The following is a 16,356-nucleotide window of genomic DNA, read 5'->3' on the forward strand; positions in this document are numbered from 1 at the left end:
GTCACGCATCGGCAACCGCCGCGGAGCGTGGCGGACCGGCCCGGTCCACCAGCGTGGGGCCGGCTGCGGCCCGCAGCTGCGGCGACGTGGCGAGGCGCCACAGCGCCTCGACGAAGTAGTAATCGCCCCACATCACCGACTCGTCGACGCCCAGATTGTTGCCCGGGTGATAAATGGCGTGTCGGATGATGCCCTCCCACTCGCCATCCGGCGGGGCGAGGAATCCCGGCCCGGCGAGGGTGGACAGCACTCCGGCGGCGTACTGCGCATACGTCGCGGCTTGCTCGGGGATGAGCTCGGCCAGCTGCAGCAGACCGGATGCCGCAATGCACGCCGCGGAGGACTCGTAGGGCTGTGCCGGATGGGGGTCGTCCCAGTCGTTGGGGGGTATGTAGGCATCGCCGGTGCGCTCGATGTAGGTGCGGGCGAGCGAACGGGCCGTGGTCAGGAAGCGCTCGTCGTGGGTGTTGCGGTACGCCGAGCCGAATCCGTAGAGGCCCCAGGCGAGTCCTCGCGCCCAACATGAATCCGACCGGTACCCCTGGTGCGTGGCCGCCCGCAGGAATTCCCCGGTGGCGGGATCGAACCACCCCTCGTGCACCGTGGTGGCGTCGCCGCGCACGAGGAAGCGTCGCGTGGTCAGCGCGTGCTGGAACGCGATCTCGGAGAGGCCGGCGTCGCCGCTGAGCTGCGCGGCCTGGAAGATGATGTCGAGGTTCATCATGATGTCGATGAACGTGCTGCCGGCGTGCACCCAGGTGCTCAGATACCGCCCGTGCGGGTTGAACCGGGCCGCCATCGTGCGCCCCGCCGAGATCAGCACGGCGGCGTTGCGCGGCGAGGGGTCCACCTGGTGCCAACGGCCCCAGCTCGGCGAGAACAGGAACCCGATGTCGTGGGTGCCGGCGTCGAGCTTGCGGTGCTCGAGATGCTCGCTGTAGCGCTCGGCGGCGGCGCGCCAGGTCGGGTCGCCGGTGCGTTCGGCGAAGATCCACAGCTCGCCGGCGAGGAAGCCGGACGTCCACACCGGAGCCCATGAATCGGCGTCGAACTGCCAGTGCCCCCCGTGGGTGCATGTGGGCACCCGGCCGGGATGGTCCTCGATCAGGGTGCGGACATGGGCCTGGGCGACGTCCAGGGCGCGGTCGACATCGAGTGGATCCTGCATCGACGACCCCTCTCGGCTCGGCGCTGTCGCGACTTCGATGCCAATACGTTATCGACGGGCTCTTCCCACCAGCAATAGGCAGAGGATAATGGTGTTCGGCAGGAGATAACGCTCGGACAGAGGATCGTGCCATGGACGCATCTGATCGGACCTACCGGCCGCGCACGGTGCACGCGGTCAGTCACGCCGTCGCGCTGCTGCGGATGATCGCCGCGGCGCCCACGCCGCTCACGCTCAGCGCATTGGCGCGCAAGGCCGGGCTGAGCAAGCCCTCGACCTACAACCTGCTCACCACGCTGGTGCAGCAGCGACTCGTCGTGCGCGGCACGGATCGGCGGTATGCCGCCGACTGGGGTCTGTTCGAGCTGGGCAGCCGCGTGGCCGAGGCGGCAGCCCTCCGACGGGCCGTGGGTGCATCGCTGGACGCGCTGGCCGCCGACGGCGCCGTGCTGCTGTCGGTGCTCGATCACGAGTCGGTGCTCTATGTGCAGCGGTTCCAGACGTCCGACGCGTTCGAGATGGTGGCGAACGTCGGCCGGCGTTCGCCGCTGCACACCACCGCGTCCGGCAAGGTGTTCCTCTCGGCGATGCCCCAGCGCGGTCTGGTCAGCTATCTGCATCAACCGCTCGCGGCGCCGACGCGGGCCTCGATCACCGATCCGACGCGGCTGATGCGTGAACTGGTCAAGGCCAAGGACGACGGCTACACGGTGTGCTGGGGTGAGCAGGAGCCACTGCTGTCCAGCGTCGCGGTGCCGGTCCGCTCGGTCGACGGGTCGGTGCGGGCATGTCTGGCGATCGCAGTGGCCACCGCCCGGCTGCGGCAGATCGCGCCGAGCCGACTGTCGGTGCGGATGCGGGACGCCGCCGCTGGAATCGGCCGAGTGCTGGACCTACAGCGTTAGTTACTCAATAACAGGATTTGCTACTCGCTAACGAATAGTGGCCGTATTGCCTTGCTCGTGCAGTCCGCCGGTGTGATGCTTCGACCAACCATCGACGCCGATGGCGTGCAACGACGGAGGTTGTCAAATGAAGATCACCATCAGGGGGCCGTGGCTGGCAGCAGCCACCGCCGCCATCGTGTTCGCTGGCCTCGGGCTCACCGCGTGCGCCCCGGAGTCCAGCGGCCCCGGTGCGACGAGCGGACCCAGCCAATCCAGCGGAGTCTCGACTGCGACGGGGTTCAAGGTCGGGCTGCTGCTGCCCGACGAGACCTCGACCCGGTATGAGACGCAGGACCGCCCCGACTTCAAGGCGGCACTGACGCAGCTGTGCCCGCAGTGCGAACTGGTCTACGCGAATGCGAATCAGGATGCCGCCAAACAGCAGCAGCAGGCCGAATCGATGCTCACCCAGGGGGTGAAGGTGCTGGTCGTCGACCCATGGGACGGCGTGGCCGCAGCGAGCATCGTCGACGAGGCGAGCTCGCAGGGCGTGCCCGTGGTCGCCTATGACCGGCTCATCAAGAGCCCGAAGCTGTCGTTCATCATCTCGAACAACTACGAGAAGGTCGGAGAGCTGCAGGGGCAGGCGCTCGTGGAGAAGCTGAAGAAGGATGGCGTGCCCGCCGGCAGCGGCATCGTCATGATCAACGGCGCGAGCACCGACAACAACGCCGTGAACATCCGCAAGGGCGCGCTGGGCGTGATCGAGCCCGCCGGCTACAAGGTGCTCAGCCACCTGGAGACCTGGGATGGCCCCACCGCCCAGAAATTCGCCGCTTCTCAGATCGCCAAGTTCGGCAACAAGATCACGGCGTTCTACACCGCCAACGACGGCAACGCGCAGGCGGCCATCTCGGCGATGAACGCGGCCGGCATGAAGCTCGTGCCGACGACGGGTCTGGATGCGACCCTCGCCAGTGTGCAGTCCATCCTGGCGGGCCAGCAGTACATGAGCGTCTACAACTCGTTCAACGGCGAGGCGACCAAGGCCGCTCAGGTCGCCGTGCAGCTGGCCACGGGGCAGACCCCGCAGTCCACCGACACGATCGACTCCATCCCCGCCTTCCTGCAGCAGCCGCTGCCGGTGACGGTGGACACCATCATGTCGACCGTCGTCAAGGACGGCGTCTACAAGATCAGTGAGATCTGCACGCCGAATTTCGCGGCGGCGTGCACCGCCCACGGCATCAAGTGATATCACCCTCGTGCCCCGCGCCCGGGGCACGAGGGTGCGCCGGGCAGCCTGTCGGCGCCGGACGCCGACCGAACGGAAGGAACCCGTGACCATGACCACCCCCGCACCGCCGCGATCGGCCCAGCCGTTGCTGTCGCTGCGCGGCATCAACAAGGCCTTCGGCGCCGTGAGCGCGCTCACGAACGTCGACCTGGACGTCTATCCCGGCGAGATCGTCGCCCTGGTCGGCGACAACGGCGCCGGCAAGTCCACTCTCGTGAAGATCCTCGCCGGCGTGCATTCCGCCGACTCCGGGACGGTGCTGTGGAACGGCCAGCCCGCGACGATCGCCAGCCCACTGGACGCTCAGGCGCTGGGCATCGCCACCGTCTATCAGGACCTGGCACTGTGCGACAACCTCGACGTCGTGCAGAACCTGTTCCTGGGCCGCGAGATCGGCAGTGCACTGGCGATGGACGAAGTGACGATGGAGCAGAAGTCCTGGGGCCTGCTGCAGCAGCTGGCCGCCAAGATCCCCTCCGTGCGCATCCCGGTGGCCAGCCTCTCGGGCGGGCAGCGGCAGACCGTCGCGATCGCGCGCTCGCTGGTCGGCGACCCGGCCGTGGTCATCCTCGACGAGCCCACCGCCGCCCTCGGCGTGGCCCAGACCGCTGAAGTGCTCAACCTCGTCGAGCGGCTGCGCGATCGCGGTCTCGGCGTGATCCTGGTCAGTCACAACATGGCCAACGTGCAGACCGTGTCCGACCGTGTCGCCGTGCTGTTCCTCGGGCACAACAACGGCACGTTCGCCACGAGCGACGTCAGCTACGAAGACATCATCACGGCGATCACCGGTGCAGCCGACAACGCCGTCAGCCAGCGGGCGACCGCCCATCACGCACAGGAGCAGCAGAAGTGAACCTTCGACCCCGACCCCGCGCGGTACCCGAGACCGGCATGCTCGACCGGCAGGACGAACGACTCAGCACTGCCACCGGACTGGCCGGCGAGTCCCGGCAGCTGTGGCGGCGGGTGCGCACCGGCGACATCGGTTCGCTGCCGGTGATCATCGGCCTGATCCTGATCGCCGTCGTGTTCCAGAGCCTGAACCCGCTGTTCCTGTCGAGTGTGAACCTCGTCAACCTGATGCTGGACAGCGCCGCGGTGGGCACGATCGCCGTCGGCGTCGTGCTGATCCTGCTGCTGGCCCAGATCGACCTGTCGATCGGGTCGGTCAGCGGCTTCGCCGCCGCGATCCTGGCGGTCACCTTCGTGCAGCTGCAGTGGCCGCTGTGGCTGAGCCTGCTGCTGCCGGTGGTGATGGGCGTCATCGTCGGTTACATCTACTCCTTCCTGTTCCTGCACTTCGGCGTCCCCAGCTTCGTGTCGACGCTGGGCGGCCTGCTGGCCATCTTCGGGTTCCAGCTGTTCATCCTGGGCACGAATGGGTCGATCAACCTCCCGTTCGATTCCCTGATCGTGCGGTTCGCGCAGAAGATGTTCCTGGCGCCGGTCACGGCGTACGTCCTCGTCGTGCTGATCGCCGCCGGCTATGTCGCCGTCGCGCTGTCGGCGGCGCGCAAGCGCGTGCGTGCAGATCTTTCGGCTCCCTCGTATCTCGGCATCTGGATCAAGGGCGCGCTGCTGGTGGTCATCCTCGGGTTCATCACCTGGTACCTGAATCTCTCGCGCGGCGTGGCCGTCATGTTCGTGGTGTTCCTGGCGATCATCGCCGTGGTCGCCTATGCGCTCAAGCGCACGCAATGGGGGCGGGCGATGTACGCGATCGGCGGCAACGTCGAAGCGGCGCGCCGCGCCGGCATCCGTGTGAACCGCGTCTACCTGTCGGCGTTCATCCTCTCGTCGGTGCTGGCCGCCGTCGGCGGACTCTTCGCGGCCGGGCGGCTGGCCGCCGCGACGCTGAGCAGCGGCACGAACGATGTGAACCTGGATGCGATCGCGGCCGCAGTCATCGGCGGCACGAGCCTGTTCGGCGGTCGAGGCAATGCGCAGTCCGCGCTGCTGGGCATTCTGGTCATCGAGGCCATCGCCAGCGGGTTGAACCTGCTCAATCTGGATTCCTCGATCCGCTTCATGGTCACCGGCGGCGTACTGATCGTGGCCGTCGTGGTCGATTCGTTGTCGCGGCGTTCCCGGGCAGCGCATGGCACGGCGTGAGCGGCACGACGCGCCGCGCAGGTCGTGACGCACCGCGCGCCGATTACACTCGACCGAGGAGGGGGCAGCAGGTGACCAGGGCATCGACTTCTGCTGAGCTGACGCACACGAACGAGCCGCGCAAGCCCGAAGCGCGCACGGTGCGATCGGTGGTGCACGCCGTCACCCTGCTCAAAGAGCTGTCGCGGCTGGCGGTGCCCACGTCGCTGGGGGATCTCGCCGCGAGCGTCGGGCTGAGCAAGCCGGCGACGTTCAACCTGCTCAAGACGCTCGAGGTCGAAGGGCTGATCGCGAAGGACGACGACGCCCGCTACCGGCTGACCTGGGGCATGTACGAGCTCGGCAGCGCCGTGCTGCGCTCGACCGACCTGAGCCGGGTGAGCCGCATCCATCTCGATCGCCTCGCCGACCAGACCGGTGAGGCCGTGCTGCTGGGCATCCTGGACGAGCAGACCGTGCTGTACATCGACCGGGGGCAGGCTGCCGAGACCTTCGCGATGGTCGCCAACGTCGGCAGGCGCTCGCCGCTGCACACCAATGCCTCGGGAAAGGTGCTGCTGGCCGGCCAGCCCGACACGGCCCTGGATGCCTTCCTCGCATCCGCGTCCTTGGATCGCATGACGCCGTACACGATCACCGATCCGGCACGGCTGCGCGAAGAGGTCGACACGGTGCGCGACCGGGGCTACGCGTTGTGCGCGCAGGAGCAGGAGGAGGGGCTGTCCAGCGTGTCCGTGCCGGTGCGCGGTCACTCGGGTCGGGTGATCGCGGCATTGACGGTCGCCGCGCCCAGCCAGCGCATCGACGTGCGCTCCATCCCCGACCTGCGCGATCGGCTGCTGGCCGAGGCCACCGCGATCTCCGTGCAGCTCGGCGCCGGCGTCGCCGCGACGTCCGGCGCCTGATCGGGGCAGTTCCGCGGCGGCTGGTGCTCGCGTCGGGAGAGATCGGCAAGCCCGGATCGCGCGCATGTGGGACTCCCAGGTGCCTTCCGTAGCGTGAGCGCATGCCCAGCCAGCCGGACGTGCAGATCCCCGTCGAAGTGTCCCCCGCGCAGCTGCGCCTGATGCGCGACGAGTTCCAGCGCTTCCTGCTGCCGTACACGTTCGGGCTGCACGAGGTGTCGACGAAGATCGACATCCTGCGCGACGAATTCCTCTATCTGCACGACTACAACCCGATCGAGCATGTCACCAGTCGGGTGAAGTCCCCGGACAGCATCGTCGAGAAGGTCGGCCGCAAGGGCATCGAGCCCGAGTTCGACGCCATTCGCGCGCACCTGACCGACATCGCCGGCATCCGCATCACGACGAGTTTCACCGCCGACGCCTATCGGCTCTTCGACCTGCTCGCCGCGCAGGACGACATCACGGTGTGTCAGGTCAAGGACTACATCGCCCAGCCCAAGCCCAACGGCTACCAGAGCCTGCACGCGATCATCGAGGTGCCGGTGTTCTTGTCGACCGGTCCGATGGCCGTCCCCGTCGAGGTGCAGCTGCGCACGATCGCGATGGACTTCTGGGCGAGCCTGGAGCACAAGATCTATTACAAGTACGACCAGCAGGTGCCGGCCGGACTGCTGGCCGAACTGAAGGACGCCGCCGACTCGGCCGCCGAGCTGGACGGGCGGATGGAACGGCTGCACCGGGAACTGCACGGCGATGCGCGCCGGGCCGCGGGCGGGCCGGACGGCCGGGCGATCACGGTCTGACCCGGGGCGGGCGGTGTCGGACGGCTGGATGCCGGAGGCCCGCCGATCGGAACTCCTTCGATCCGGGCATCGGGCGTGCCGCTGCCGCGTGTTTCCGGGGCGTGGGGCCGGCGCACCCTTCGGATCAGAGGAGTTCTGGTCGGGGCCCGGGCGATCGCCGGGCAATCGCGGAGCGACCGCGGGCGGGTAGCCTGGCGGCGTGGATGTCGCCGCGATGATGGATGCCGCCAGGCGGCGCCTCGCCGAGGCGGACGCGCCGCGCGAGCGACTCGGCGAGCTGGTGCAGCCGCGCCGCATCCTGGGCATGACCCGCCCGCTGAAGATCGCGCCGGGGGTGCGCGTCTGGCACCTGGGCGCGCTGCTGGTCGCCGACGATGCGGTGCTGGCCACCGGCGCGATCCTGCGCGCGCGCGAAGAAGTGCGCCGTGGCTTCACGGCCGAGTCGCAGCGCGAGCGCGCGGCGCTGGCCGGCGCCGCCCGGCGCGGCGGATTCGCCGAGGGCGAGGTGGTCCACTACGACTGGACGCGCCTCGACCTGGATGCCGTGGCGCGGGGCGAGGCATCCGGACCCCTCCTCGTGATCGACGGCGTGCCGAGCATCCACTGGAGCCGGGCCGGCGGATACACCGGCCTGCAGGGGTATCTGGACGAGCGCATCGAACTGCTCGAGCATCCACCGGCCGGCGCGACCTGACCGGGCCGCCCGCGAGGCGCGGGGACCTTCGAGACCCGGAAGGTAGGCTGGATCCCTTGGAGGACAGTCTGTGGAAGCTTGGCCCGGTACCGCGTACCCGCTCGGAGCGACGTTCGACGGCAACGGCACGAACTTCGCCCTGTTCAGCGAGGTCGCACAGCGTGTTGAGCTGTGCCTGTTCGACGTCGACGGCACCGAGACGCGCGTCGAACTGATCGACGTCGACGGCTACGTGTGGCATGCCTACGTCCCGCACATCGACCCGGGCCAGCGATACGGATATCGGGTGCACGGCGAGTACGACCCGGCCACCGGCGAGCTCTGCAATCCGAACAAGCTGCTGCTGGACCCCTATGCCAAGGCCGTCGACGGCGACGTCGACTGGGGGCAGCCGGTCTTCGGCTATCAGCTCGGCGATCCCGGCACCCGCAACGACGACGACTCGGCCGCTGCCATGATGAAGGGCGTCGTGGTCAACCCGTTCTTCGACTGGAACGGCGACCACCCGCCGCACACGCCCTATTCGCAGACGCTGATCTACGAGGCGCACGTGAAGGGACTGACCGAGCGCCATCCGGACGTGCCCGAAGAGATCCGCGGCACCTACAGCGCGATCGCGCATCCGGCGATCATCGCGCACCTGCACAAGCTCGGCGTCACCGCCATCGAACTGATGCCGGTGCACCAGTTCGTCGGCGACTCGAACGGGCGCGAGAACTACTGGGGCTACAACACCATCGCGTTCTTCGCCCCGCACAACGGCTACGCCTCGATCAACCAGCGCGGCCAGCAGGTGCAGGAGTTCAAGGCGATGGTCAAGGCGCTGCATGCCGCGGGCATCGAAGTGATCCTGGATGTCGTCTACAACCACACCGCCGAGGGCAACCATCTGGGTCCGACGCTCTCGATGCGCGGCATCGACAACGCCGCATACTACCGGCTGGACGACAAGGACCCGTCGAAGTACACCGACTACACCGGCACCGGCAACAGCATGAACGTGTCCAGCCCCCACACGCTGCAGCTGATCATGGACTCGCTGCGGTACTGGGTGCTCGAGATGCGGGTGGACGGGTTCCGGTTCGACCTGGCCTCGACGCTGGCGCGTGAGTTCTACGAGGTCGACCGGCTGAGTGCGTTCTTCGACATCGTGCAGCAGGATCCGGTGATCTCGCAGGTCAAGCTCATCGCCGAACCGTGGGATGTCGGGCCGGGCGGATACCAGGTCGGCAACTTCCCGCCGCTGTGGACGGAGTGGAACGGTCAGTACCGCGACACCGTCCGCGACTTCTGGCGCGGGCAGTCCCAGGCCCTGGGCGAGTTCGCCACCCGGCTCACCGGGTCGAGCGACCTGTATGCGCACTCGGGGCGCCGGCCGGTGGCATCCATCAACTTCGTCACCTCCCACGACGGCTTCACGATGCGAGACCTGGTCTCGTACAACGAGAAGCACAACGAAGCCAACGGCGAGCAGAACCGCGACGGCACCGACGACAACCGCTCCTGGAACTGCGGCGTCGAGGGGCCGACGGACGATCCGGCCATCCGCGCGCTGCGCGCCCGGCAGCAGCGCAACTTCATCGCGACGCTGCTGCTGAGCCAAGGCGTGCCGATGCTGTCGCACGGTGACGAGCTCGGCCGCACGCAGCTGGGCAACAACAACGCGTACAACCAGGACAGCGAGCTGACCTGGATCGACTGGGATGCCGCGGACCTGCCGCTCGTGGAGTTCACCGCCGCGCTGTCCAAGCTGCGTCGCGAGCATCCGACGTTCCGGCGCAGCCGGTTCTTCGACGGCCGCCCGGTGCATCGCGAGGAGGAGGCGCCGCTGCCGGACATCGCGTGGCTGCGGCCGGACGGCACCCGGATGCAGCCCGAGGACTGGGAGTCCGGATTCGGCCGTGCCATCGGGGTGTTCCTCAACGGCAGCAGCATCGATGAGCGCGACCACCGTGGCCGCACCGTCACCGACCGCGACTTCATCGTGCTGTTCAACGCCGGCGATGCGCCGATCGACTTCACGATTCCCCCCGCCGAGGACACCACGGGCTGGGACATCCTCGTCGAGACCGGCGTGCGCACGCCGGCCGCCGAGCGCTTCGTGCCGCGCGGCGGTGTCGTCACGCTGGAGGGCAAGGCCCTGACCGTGCTGGGTGCGCACGTGGATGAGGCCGAGGATGCCGATCACTCGGTCGCCGCGTCGCTGGCGGCCTTCCGCGCGCCGACGACCCCGGTGCGGCAGATCCGGGCCGCCGCGCGCGGCCGCGGGCGGCGCTGAGCCGGGCGTTAGGGCGGGCGCGCGGGCGACGCTGAGCCGGGGCGTTCGGGCGGGCGCGTGGGCGACGCTGAGCCGGGGCGTTCGCGCGGGCGCGTGGGCGGCCGCGGTCGCGGGGGTGCTGGCAGCCGCGGTCTGCGCTTTGATCGGGGGACGACGCGCGGGTTGCGCCGGCGGCGCAGCCAGATCCTGCCGAGAATGCGCAAACTGCGCGTGATGGCGGCGTGGCGCGCAGTTCGTGCGTTTTCGGCGAGCCTGGGTGCCGCAGCGTCGCGCGCAGCAGGCGGGCCGCGCGATGTATCAGATGCGGGCCTTTCGCCTCTGTCACAATGTGGACACAATGGTCGACATGACATCACGCGCCGATGCCGGCGCGCCGGCAGAGCCCGCGGCGCCGCCCCGGTGGGAGCGCGCCGGCGACCTGTTCACGGCCTGGCGCGACGGCGACGCGCGCGCCATGGACGACCTGGTGCGACTGATGACGCCTACCCTGTGGCACATCGTGCGCGCGTATGGGCTGGATGCCGCGCTGGCCGAAGACGTCGTGCAGACGGCCTGGCTCACCCTGGTGCGCCAGGAGGCGCGCATCGCCGAACCGCGTGCGGTGTCCGGCTGGCTGACGACCTGCGCACGGCGCGAAGCGTGGCGGGTCGGACGCGACCGGCGGCAGACCGACCCGACCGAGCACGAGTATCTCGAGCCCAAGCTGCCGACACAGGAGTCGGCCGAGGCATCCGCCGCCCGGGCCGACCAGACCCAGCGGCTGTGGGCCGCGGTCGCCCAGTTGAACGAGCGCTGCCAGCGGCTGCTGCGCATCGTCGCGTTCGACGATCGGCCCGACTACGCCCGCATCGCGCGCGAGATGGCGATGCCGGTCGGATCGATCGGTCCGACCCGGCAGCGATGCCTGGACAAGCTGCGTGTGCTGTTGGGCGCTGTCGAGGGGGGAAGCGGACATGGAGCATGAGGATGCCGCCGCCGACGCCGCGCTGTTCGCGCGGTTGCGGTCGGTGTGGGAAGTCGTCGATCCGGTGCCGGTGGGGATGGTCGACCGGATGGTGGCCAGGGTGGCCGTCGCCGACATCTCGCGGGAGTACGCGCTGCTGACCCTCGTCACCGGCGACTACGCGGCCGTGCGCGGCGAGAACGAGACCCTGACACTGCAGTTCAGCGACGGGGAAACGAGCGTGCTGCTGCATGTGACCGTCACCGAGAGCGGGCAGCGCCGCATCGACGGCTGGGTGGATGCCGAGGCCACCGGGGCGCGTCTGGTGCAGGACGACCGGGAATGGGTCGCCGAATTCGGCCAGCCCGGGCGGTTCGCCTTCGCGGGTGTGGCGCCGGGGCTGTCGCGGGTGCGGATCAGCGTCGCCGGCGCCGATGGAGCGGTGCGGGGCGTCCAGACTGCGCGGTTCGAAGTCTGACGTCGTCGAGCGCGCGTCCGCGCGGTGTCTGGCGTCGGGGGGATGCCCGCGGCCGTGTGCGGGCAGAAGTCGGGCGGCCTGCGGCGGTGTGCGGGCAGAAGTCGGGATGCCCGCGGCGGTGCGGGCAGAAGTCCGGCGGCCGGCGGCGGTGTGCGGGCTGCCGCCGAGGATGTCCGGGATCCTTCGAAGTCGCGCGTGGAAAACACCCGGGTCCGCGCGAAGATAGACGCGTGGAACCGACCGCTGAGGCGTTGCACCGCCGTGCTGTGGAGCAGAGCATCCGCGGGCGGTATGCGCTGGCGGAGCGCACCCTGGATCGCGCCGCGGCGCGCGCCGAGGAACCCGACCTGACCGCACGCATCATGGGCACCCGTGCCGTCGTGCTGCAGAACACCGGCCAGCCCGAACGCGCCGAGCGGATCTGCCGACAGGCCATGGCGCTGCCCGGGCTGAGCGCGTCCACGCGCGCAGTGCTGGGCGGCCAGTTGGGCGCGCTGGCGCTGCTGCGGGGCCGGCTGCACGATGCCGAGCGCCTGCTCTCCGCCGCGATCGCAAGCCTGGCCGGCGGGCATGGTGCCGATCGTGCAGACCTAACCGGCGATCGGGTCGCCGAAGCGCGGGTGCGGATGAACCGCAGCGTCGTGCGACTGCAGCTGCGCGACCTGGCCGGCGCCGCGGACGACCTCGACCGCGCGGCCCGCATCTTCACCGCCGCCGGCCTGACCGTGGACGGCGGCCAGGCCCAGCACAACCGCGCCTACGTGGCGCTGCTGCAGGGCGACCTGATCGCGGCGCTGCGCGGCATGCAGCAGGCCCGGCCGGCCGCGGCGGCATCGCCGGTGGCCAGCGGCATCTGCGACACCGATCGGGCCGAAGTGCTGCGCGACGCCGGTCTGATCCGCGACGCCGAACGGCTGCTGATCAGCACCGCAGCCGTGTTCGGGGCGCATCGGATGCCGCAGTCCCGCGCCGAGGCCGAGTTCCATCTCGCGACCTCGCAGCTCACGCACGATCCCGAGCGGGCCATGCGCACCGCGGCCGGGGCGATGCGCCGATTCCGCGCCCTCGGCAACGCGACCTGGGCGGCGCGGGCCGACGCCGTGCGGATGCGGGCGATCCTCAGCGGCGGCGCGGTGGCGCGCGGCGGGGGCCGTGTGCCGGACTCCGGACGGGTGCCGACTGCCGCGCAGGTGCAGGCCGTGGCATCCGACCTCGTCACGCGCGGCTTCGCGGGCGAAGCCGCGGCGCTGCGGATGCGGCTGGCCATCTGGCAGGCCCGGCACGGCGACGCCGACCAGGTCGGCACGATTCGGATTCCGCCCGCCGGCACGGTGCAGGTGCGGCTGCTCGCCCATGAAGCGCGCGCCGCGCGCGCCGCCGCCCGGGGCTCTCTGGCCCAGGCGCGCCGCCACGCGGCAGCTGGGCTGGACGCCCTGGCCGGGTGGCGGGAGTCGTTCGGCAGCCTCGACCTGCAGACCTCGATCGCGATGCATGGCAGCGGCCTCATCCTCAGCGGGCTCGACGCGGCGGTGCGCTCGAACCGGCCCGACGTCATCTTCGAGTGGTCCGAGCGCGCCCGGCATCTCAGCCAGCAGGGTGTGCCGCTGCGTCCGCCGGCCGATCCCGAGCTCGCCGCCGATCTCGCCGAGCTGCGCATGCTGCGCGCCGACGATCCGCAGTGGATGTCGACCCCGCGCGCTGCCGAGCTGCGCGAGCGGGCCCGCGCCCGGCAATGGGCGCAGACCGGTGCCGGTGCCGTCTACCCGCATCTCACGCTCGACGAACTGGTCGGGACGCTGGATGAGAGCACCGCCCTGATCACGTATGTCTACTCCGGCGACGCGCTGACCGCCCTGGTGGCCACGACGCAGAGGCGGCAGATCGTGCCGCTGCCCGGCGCCCCCGGCGCCCGCGCGCTGATGCCGGGGCTGCGCGCCGATCTCGACATGGCCGCCGCGGTCGGAGCCGGCCCGATGGCTGCCGTCGTGCGGCGGTCGCTGCAGGCCCGGCTGCAGGTGCTGTCGGCCGAGCTGCTCGAGGAGCCGCTCGCGATCGTCGGCTCCCGGCGGATCGTGATCACGGCCCCGGGCATCCTGTCGGGCATCCCGTGGGCGATGCTGCCGGCGCTGCGCGGGCGCCCGTTCACGCTGGCGAACTCGGCGACGCAGTGGGTGCACACCCGCACGGCCGCGCGGCCGCTGGGCACGATCGGGTTCGTCGCCGGTCCGCGCGTCGCCCGCGGCGATGAGGAGGTGTCGGCCGCGGCATCCGCATGGCACGACGCGACGATCGTGCGCGGTGGCGACGCGACGGTGGATGCCGTCACCGGCCTGGCCGCACGCCTGGACGTGCTGCACGTGGCGGCCCATGGCCAGCACGCCGTCGACAACCCGATGTTCTCGGGCCTGGAGCTCGTCGACGGTGCGCTCTTCGGCTACGACATCGATCGGATCCCGCAGGTGCCGGCGGTCGTGGTGCTCTCCGCCTGCGAGGGCGGCAGATCGTCGGTGCGCTGGGGCGAAGAGGCCATCGGCATGGCGCGGGTGTGGCTGTCGGCCGGCGCCGGCTGCGTCATCGCCACCCCGGTGGTGGTCGCCGACGGCGCGGCGTGCGAACTGCTCGGTGCGATGCACACCGGACTGGCCGCCGGCGTCGCGCCGGCGGAGGCGCTGGCCGCGGCATCCGAGCGCACCGGTCTGGTGACCCCGTTCCAGGTGCACGGCGCAGGATTCTGAGATCTGATGTATCAGGGCGGCGGGATGCCGCTCTGGCACAGTGGGACGTTCGCAGCGCGTGATGCCGGCTCGTGGGGGAGCCGGCATCGCTCTGGGGCTGACTGCGAGGCGATGATGGCGGAACTGGGGCCGCTGTCGCCGGACCCAACGGGGAGGGCGTCGGCGCGAGCCGGGGCCTTCCCCGTCATAACGGGGGCCCAGTAGAGTTCAGGATCAGGCGAGGAGGCCAGATGCGTTCTCAAGACGGCGATGACGACGGCAAGGGCGGGGCGCGATCGGGCGGGGTGCCGACGGACGGGGTTCCGACGGGCGGGGCGCGATCGGGCGGGGCGCCGACCGGCGGGCTGCCGACCGACGCGATGCGCAGCGGCGCGAGCTGGCAGCAGCGTGAGCACGCCATCAAGCCGCTCGGCATCGTGCTGCAGCCGCCGGCCGAGCCCGGCTCGGACCAGGTGTTCCCGACGGTGTACATCCCGGACCGGCTGCTGGTGTCGGCGCGGCGCGACGTCGAGGCGGTCGCGCGCGAGCTGAATGCGGCGTTCAGCCAGGCGGGCTGGCAGTTCGTGCCCGAGCCGGTCGTGGTGATCGACCGCCGCGCCGCGCGGCGGGAGGCCCGGCCGGCCGTCACGCGGCTGCGCGTGGTGGCGACGGGGGCGGCCGCCGGGTCCACTCCGGATGCCTGGGCGGTGCTCGCTGCGGCGGCCCGGCAGAAGGTCGACCTGGACGGCATCGGGCTGGACCACCTGTTGACGGTGGGGCCGGTCGGGATGAACCCGTTCACGTCCACCAACCCGTTCGGTTCCACGAATCCGTTCACGTCGACGAACCCCTTCACCTCGACCAACCCTTTCACGTCGACGAACCCGTTCGGGTCGACCAACCCTGCGCAGGCAGGCCTCGGCGCCTACGCGCTGCCGGGATTCGGCGGACGCCAGGCAGTGACCTGGATCGGTGCGGCGCCGCATCGCGCGCAGAGGCGCCGCCGCGAGCGGCCCGTGGTGATGATCATGGACACCGGCTGTGCGCCGCATCCATGGTTCACGCCGGGTGTCGTGCAGACGGTGGTCGAGCTCGACGGTACGCCGATCGGGCTGACCAGCCTCGCCGACGACCCCGAATTGAACCCCGACCAGGTGGGTCCGCTGGACGGCCAGATCGATCCGGTCTCCGGTCATGGCACGTTCCTGGCCGGCATCGTGCTGCAGCGGTGCCCGGACGCCAAGATCCTCGCACCGCGGATCGCCGACAGCCTGGGCCGGGTCGTCGAGTCGGACCTGATCGACGCGATGGAGCAGGTCGCGGAGCTGGTTCAGCGCGATGCCCAAGGGCTGCCGGGCGGACAGCGCATCGATGTGCTGAACCTGTCGCTGGGGTATTACCACGAGACGCCGGATGATGTGCTCTACAGCACCGCGCTGCGCGAAGTGCTGGTCAGCATCGCCGAGGCCGGCTGCACGATCGTGTGCAGTGCCGGCAACGATGCGACCGACCGGCCGATGTTCCCCGCCGCGTTCCCCGGGCAGGCGGGTGCCGCACCGATGCTGGCGGTCGGCGCGAAGAACCCCAACGACCGCACGGTCGCGCTGTTCAGCAACACGGCGCCCTGGGTGGATCTGTACGCCCGCGGCGTGTCGGTGGTCTCGACCTACCCGGTCTTCGACGGCGGCGCGCAGGCGGTGACCCGGCACGACGCGCACGGCCGGCAGCGCGAGTCGCTGGATCCGGATGACTTCACCGGAGGCTTCGCGGTGTGGAGCGGCACATCGTTCGCGGCGCCCTATATCGCCGGGACCATCGCCGCCCGGCTCGATGAGCATGCCGCCGGCGCCGGCTGGGCCGTGGATGCCGCCACGCGCGTCGACCTCGCCGCGAAAATCGTGGCGGGGCTGGGGGAATAGGCCGAGTAGGCGGGCGCGGAGCGTCCCGGCCCGCCCCGATTCCGCCGAAAACGCGCAGACGGCGCGCTGAGGAGGCATCCGGCGCAGTTTGCGCGTTTTCGGCTGCTATGGATTCGCATGACTGCGCCCGCTGGGGCTCGCCTGTGCGCTCG

General features: G+C 70.4%; 13 protein-coding genes. 12 read left to right on the top strand and 1 reads right to left on the bottom strand.

Annotated elements, in window-relative coordinates; genetic code table 11:
* Position 1: 1 nt before the first annotated feature.
* Positions 2 to 1,168 (bottom strand): glycoside hydrolase family 88 protein, encoded by a 1,167-nt coding sequence (locus ABD705_RS13810; protein ID WP_344784568.1) that lies wholly within the window; start codon positions 1,166 to 1,168, stop codon positions 2 to 4.
* Between the two features lie 131 nt (positions 1,169 to 1,299).
* Here ABD705_RS13810 and ABD705_RS13815 point away from each other — a divergent pair, with 131 nt between their 5' ends.
* From ABD705_RS13815 to ABD705_RS13870, 12 genes are all read left to right on the top strand, one after another.
* Positions 1,300 to 2,073, top strand: a complete 774-nt coding sequence (locus ABD705_RS13815) for an IclR family transcriptional regulator (protein ID WP_344784570.1) — start codon at positions 1,300 to 1,302, stop codon at positions 2,071 to 2,073.
* A gap of 127 nt (positions 2,074 to 2,200) precedes the next feature.
* Complete coding sequence (locus ABD705_RS13820; protein WP_344784572.1) at positions 2,201 to 3,310, top strand: substrate-binding domain-containing protein; 1,110 nt, start codon at positions 2,201 to 2,203, stop codon at positions 3,308 to 3,310.
* A 91-nt stretch (positions 3,311 to 3,401) separates the two neighbouring features.
* Positions 3,402 to 4,208, top strand: coding sequence for an ATP-binding cassette domain-containing protein (locus tag ABD705_RS13825; protein WP_344784574.1), 807 nt, complete (start codon positions 3,402 to 3,404; stop codon positions 4,206 to 4,208).
* Positions 4,205 to 5,467 (top strand): sugar ABC transporter permease, encoded by a 1,263-nt coding sequence (locus ABD705_RS13830; protein WP_344784576.1) that lies wholly within the window; start codon positions 4,205 to 4,207, stop codon positions 5,465 to 5,467. The genes ABD705_RS13825 and ABD705_RS13830 overlap by 4 nt, the downstream gene beginning before the upstream one ends.
* Positions 5,468 to 5,538: 71 nt before the next feature.
* Positions 5,539 to 6,372 carry an IclR family transcriptional regulator gene (locus tag ABD705_RS13835; RefSeq protein WP_344784578.1) on the top strand — a complete coding sequence of 278 codons (834 nt, stop codon included), beginning with the start codon at positions 5,539 to 5,541 and terminating at the stop codon, positions 6,370 to 6,372.
* Between the two features lie 101 nt (positions 6,373 to 6,473).
* Positions 6,474 to 7,178, top strand: a complete 705-nt coding sequence (locus ABD705_RS13840; RefSeq protein WP_344784580.1) for a GTP pyrophosphokinase — start codon at positions 6,474 to 6,476, stop codon at positions 7,176 to 7,178.
* Between the two features lie 199 nt (positions 7,179 to 7,377).
* Positions 7,378 to 7,872 (top strand): glutaminase, encoded by a 495-nt coding sequence (locus tag ABD705_RS13845; protein ID WP_344784582.1) that lies wholly within the window; start codon positions 7,378 to 7,380, stop codon positions 7,870 to 7,872.
* A 70-nt stretch (positions 7,873 to 7,942) separates the two neighbouring features.
* Entirely contained in the window at positions 7,943 to 10,150 is a 2,208-nt protein-coding gene (gene glgX / locus ABD705_RS13850) for a glycogen debranching protein GlgX (RefSeq protein ID WP_344784584.1), read from the top strand.
* Positions 10,151 to 10,496: 346 nt separating this feature from the next.
* Positions 10,497 to 11,114, top strand: coding sequence for an RNA polymerase sigma factor (locus ABD705_RS13855; protein WP_344784586.1), 618 nt, complete (start codon positions 10,497 to 10,499; stop codon positions 11,112 to 11,114).
* Entirely contained in the window at positions 11,104 to 11,571 is a 468-nt protein-coding gene (locus tag ABD705_RS13860; protein WP_344784588.1) for a hypothetical protein, read from the top strand. Before ABD705_RS13855 ends, ABD705_RS13860 begins: the two co-directional genes overlap by 11 nt.
* 230 nt (positions 11,572 to 11,801) lie before the next feature.
* Entirely contained in the window at positions 11,802 to 14,306 is a 2,505-nt protein-coding gene (locus ABD705_RS13865) for a CHAT domain-containing protein (protein WP_344784590.1), read from the top strand.
* A gap of 230 nt (positions 14,307 to 14,536) precedes the next feature.
* Positions 14,537 to 16,204 (top strand): S8/S53 family peptidase, encoded by a 1,668-nt coding sequence (locus tag ABD705_RS13870; protein WP_344784592.1) that lies wholly within the window; start codon positions 14,537 to 14,539, stop codon positions 16,202 to 16,204.
* The last annotated feature ends 152 nt before the right edge of the window (positions 16,205 to 16,356 follow it).

It is taken from the genome of Microbacterium kribbense (assembly GCF_039537285.1).
GTDB lineage: Bacteria > Actinomycetota > Actinomycetes > Actinomycetales > Microbacteriaceae > Microbacterium > Microbacterium kribbense.

Coding starts and splice junctions, on each gene's coding strand:
- ABD705_RS13870 (WP_344784592.1), top strand. CDS start 14,537: ATGCGTTCTCAAGACGGCGATGACGACGGCAAGGGCGGGGCGCGATCG.
- ABD705_RS13815 (WP_344784570.1), top strand. CDS start 1,300: ATGGACGCATCTGATCGGACCTACCGGCCGCGCACGGTGCACGCGGTC.
- ABD705_RS13825 (WP_344784574.1), top strand. CDS start 3,402: ATGACCACCCCCGCACCGCCGCGATCGGCCCAGCCGTTGCTGTCGCTG.
- ABD705_RS13820 (WP_344784572.1), top strand. CDS start 2,201: ATGAAGATCACCATCAGGGGGCCGTGGCTGGCAGCAGCCACCGCCGCC.
- ABD705_RS13810 (WP_344784568.1), bottom strand. CDS start 1,168: ATGCAGGATCCACTCGATGTCGACCGCGCCCTGGACGTCGCCCAGGCC.
- ABD705_RS13855 (WP_344784586.1), top strand. CDS start 10,497: ATGACATCACGCGCCGATGCCGGCGCGCCGGCAGAGCCCGCGGCGCCG.
- ABD705_RS13860 (WP_344784588.1), top strand. CDS start 11,104: ATGGAGCATGAGGATGCCGCCGCCGACGCCGCGCTGTTCGCGCGGTTG.
- ABD705_RS13840 (WP_344784580.1), top strand. CDS start 6,474: ATGCCCAGCCAGCCGGACGTGCAGATCCCCGTCGAAGTGTCCCCCGCG.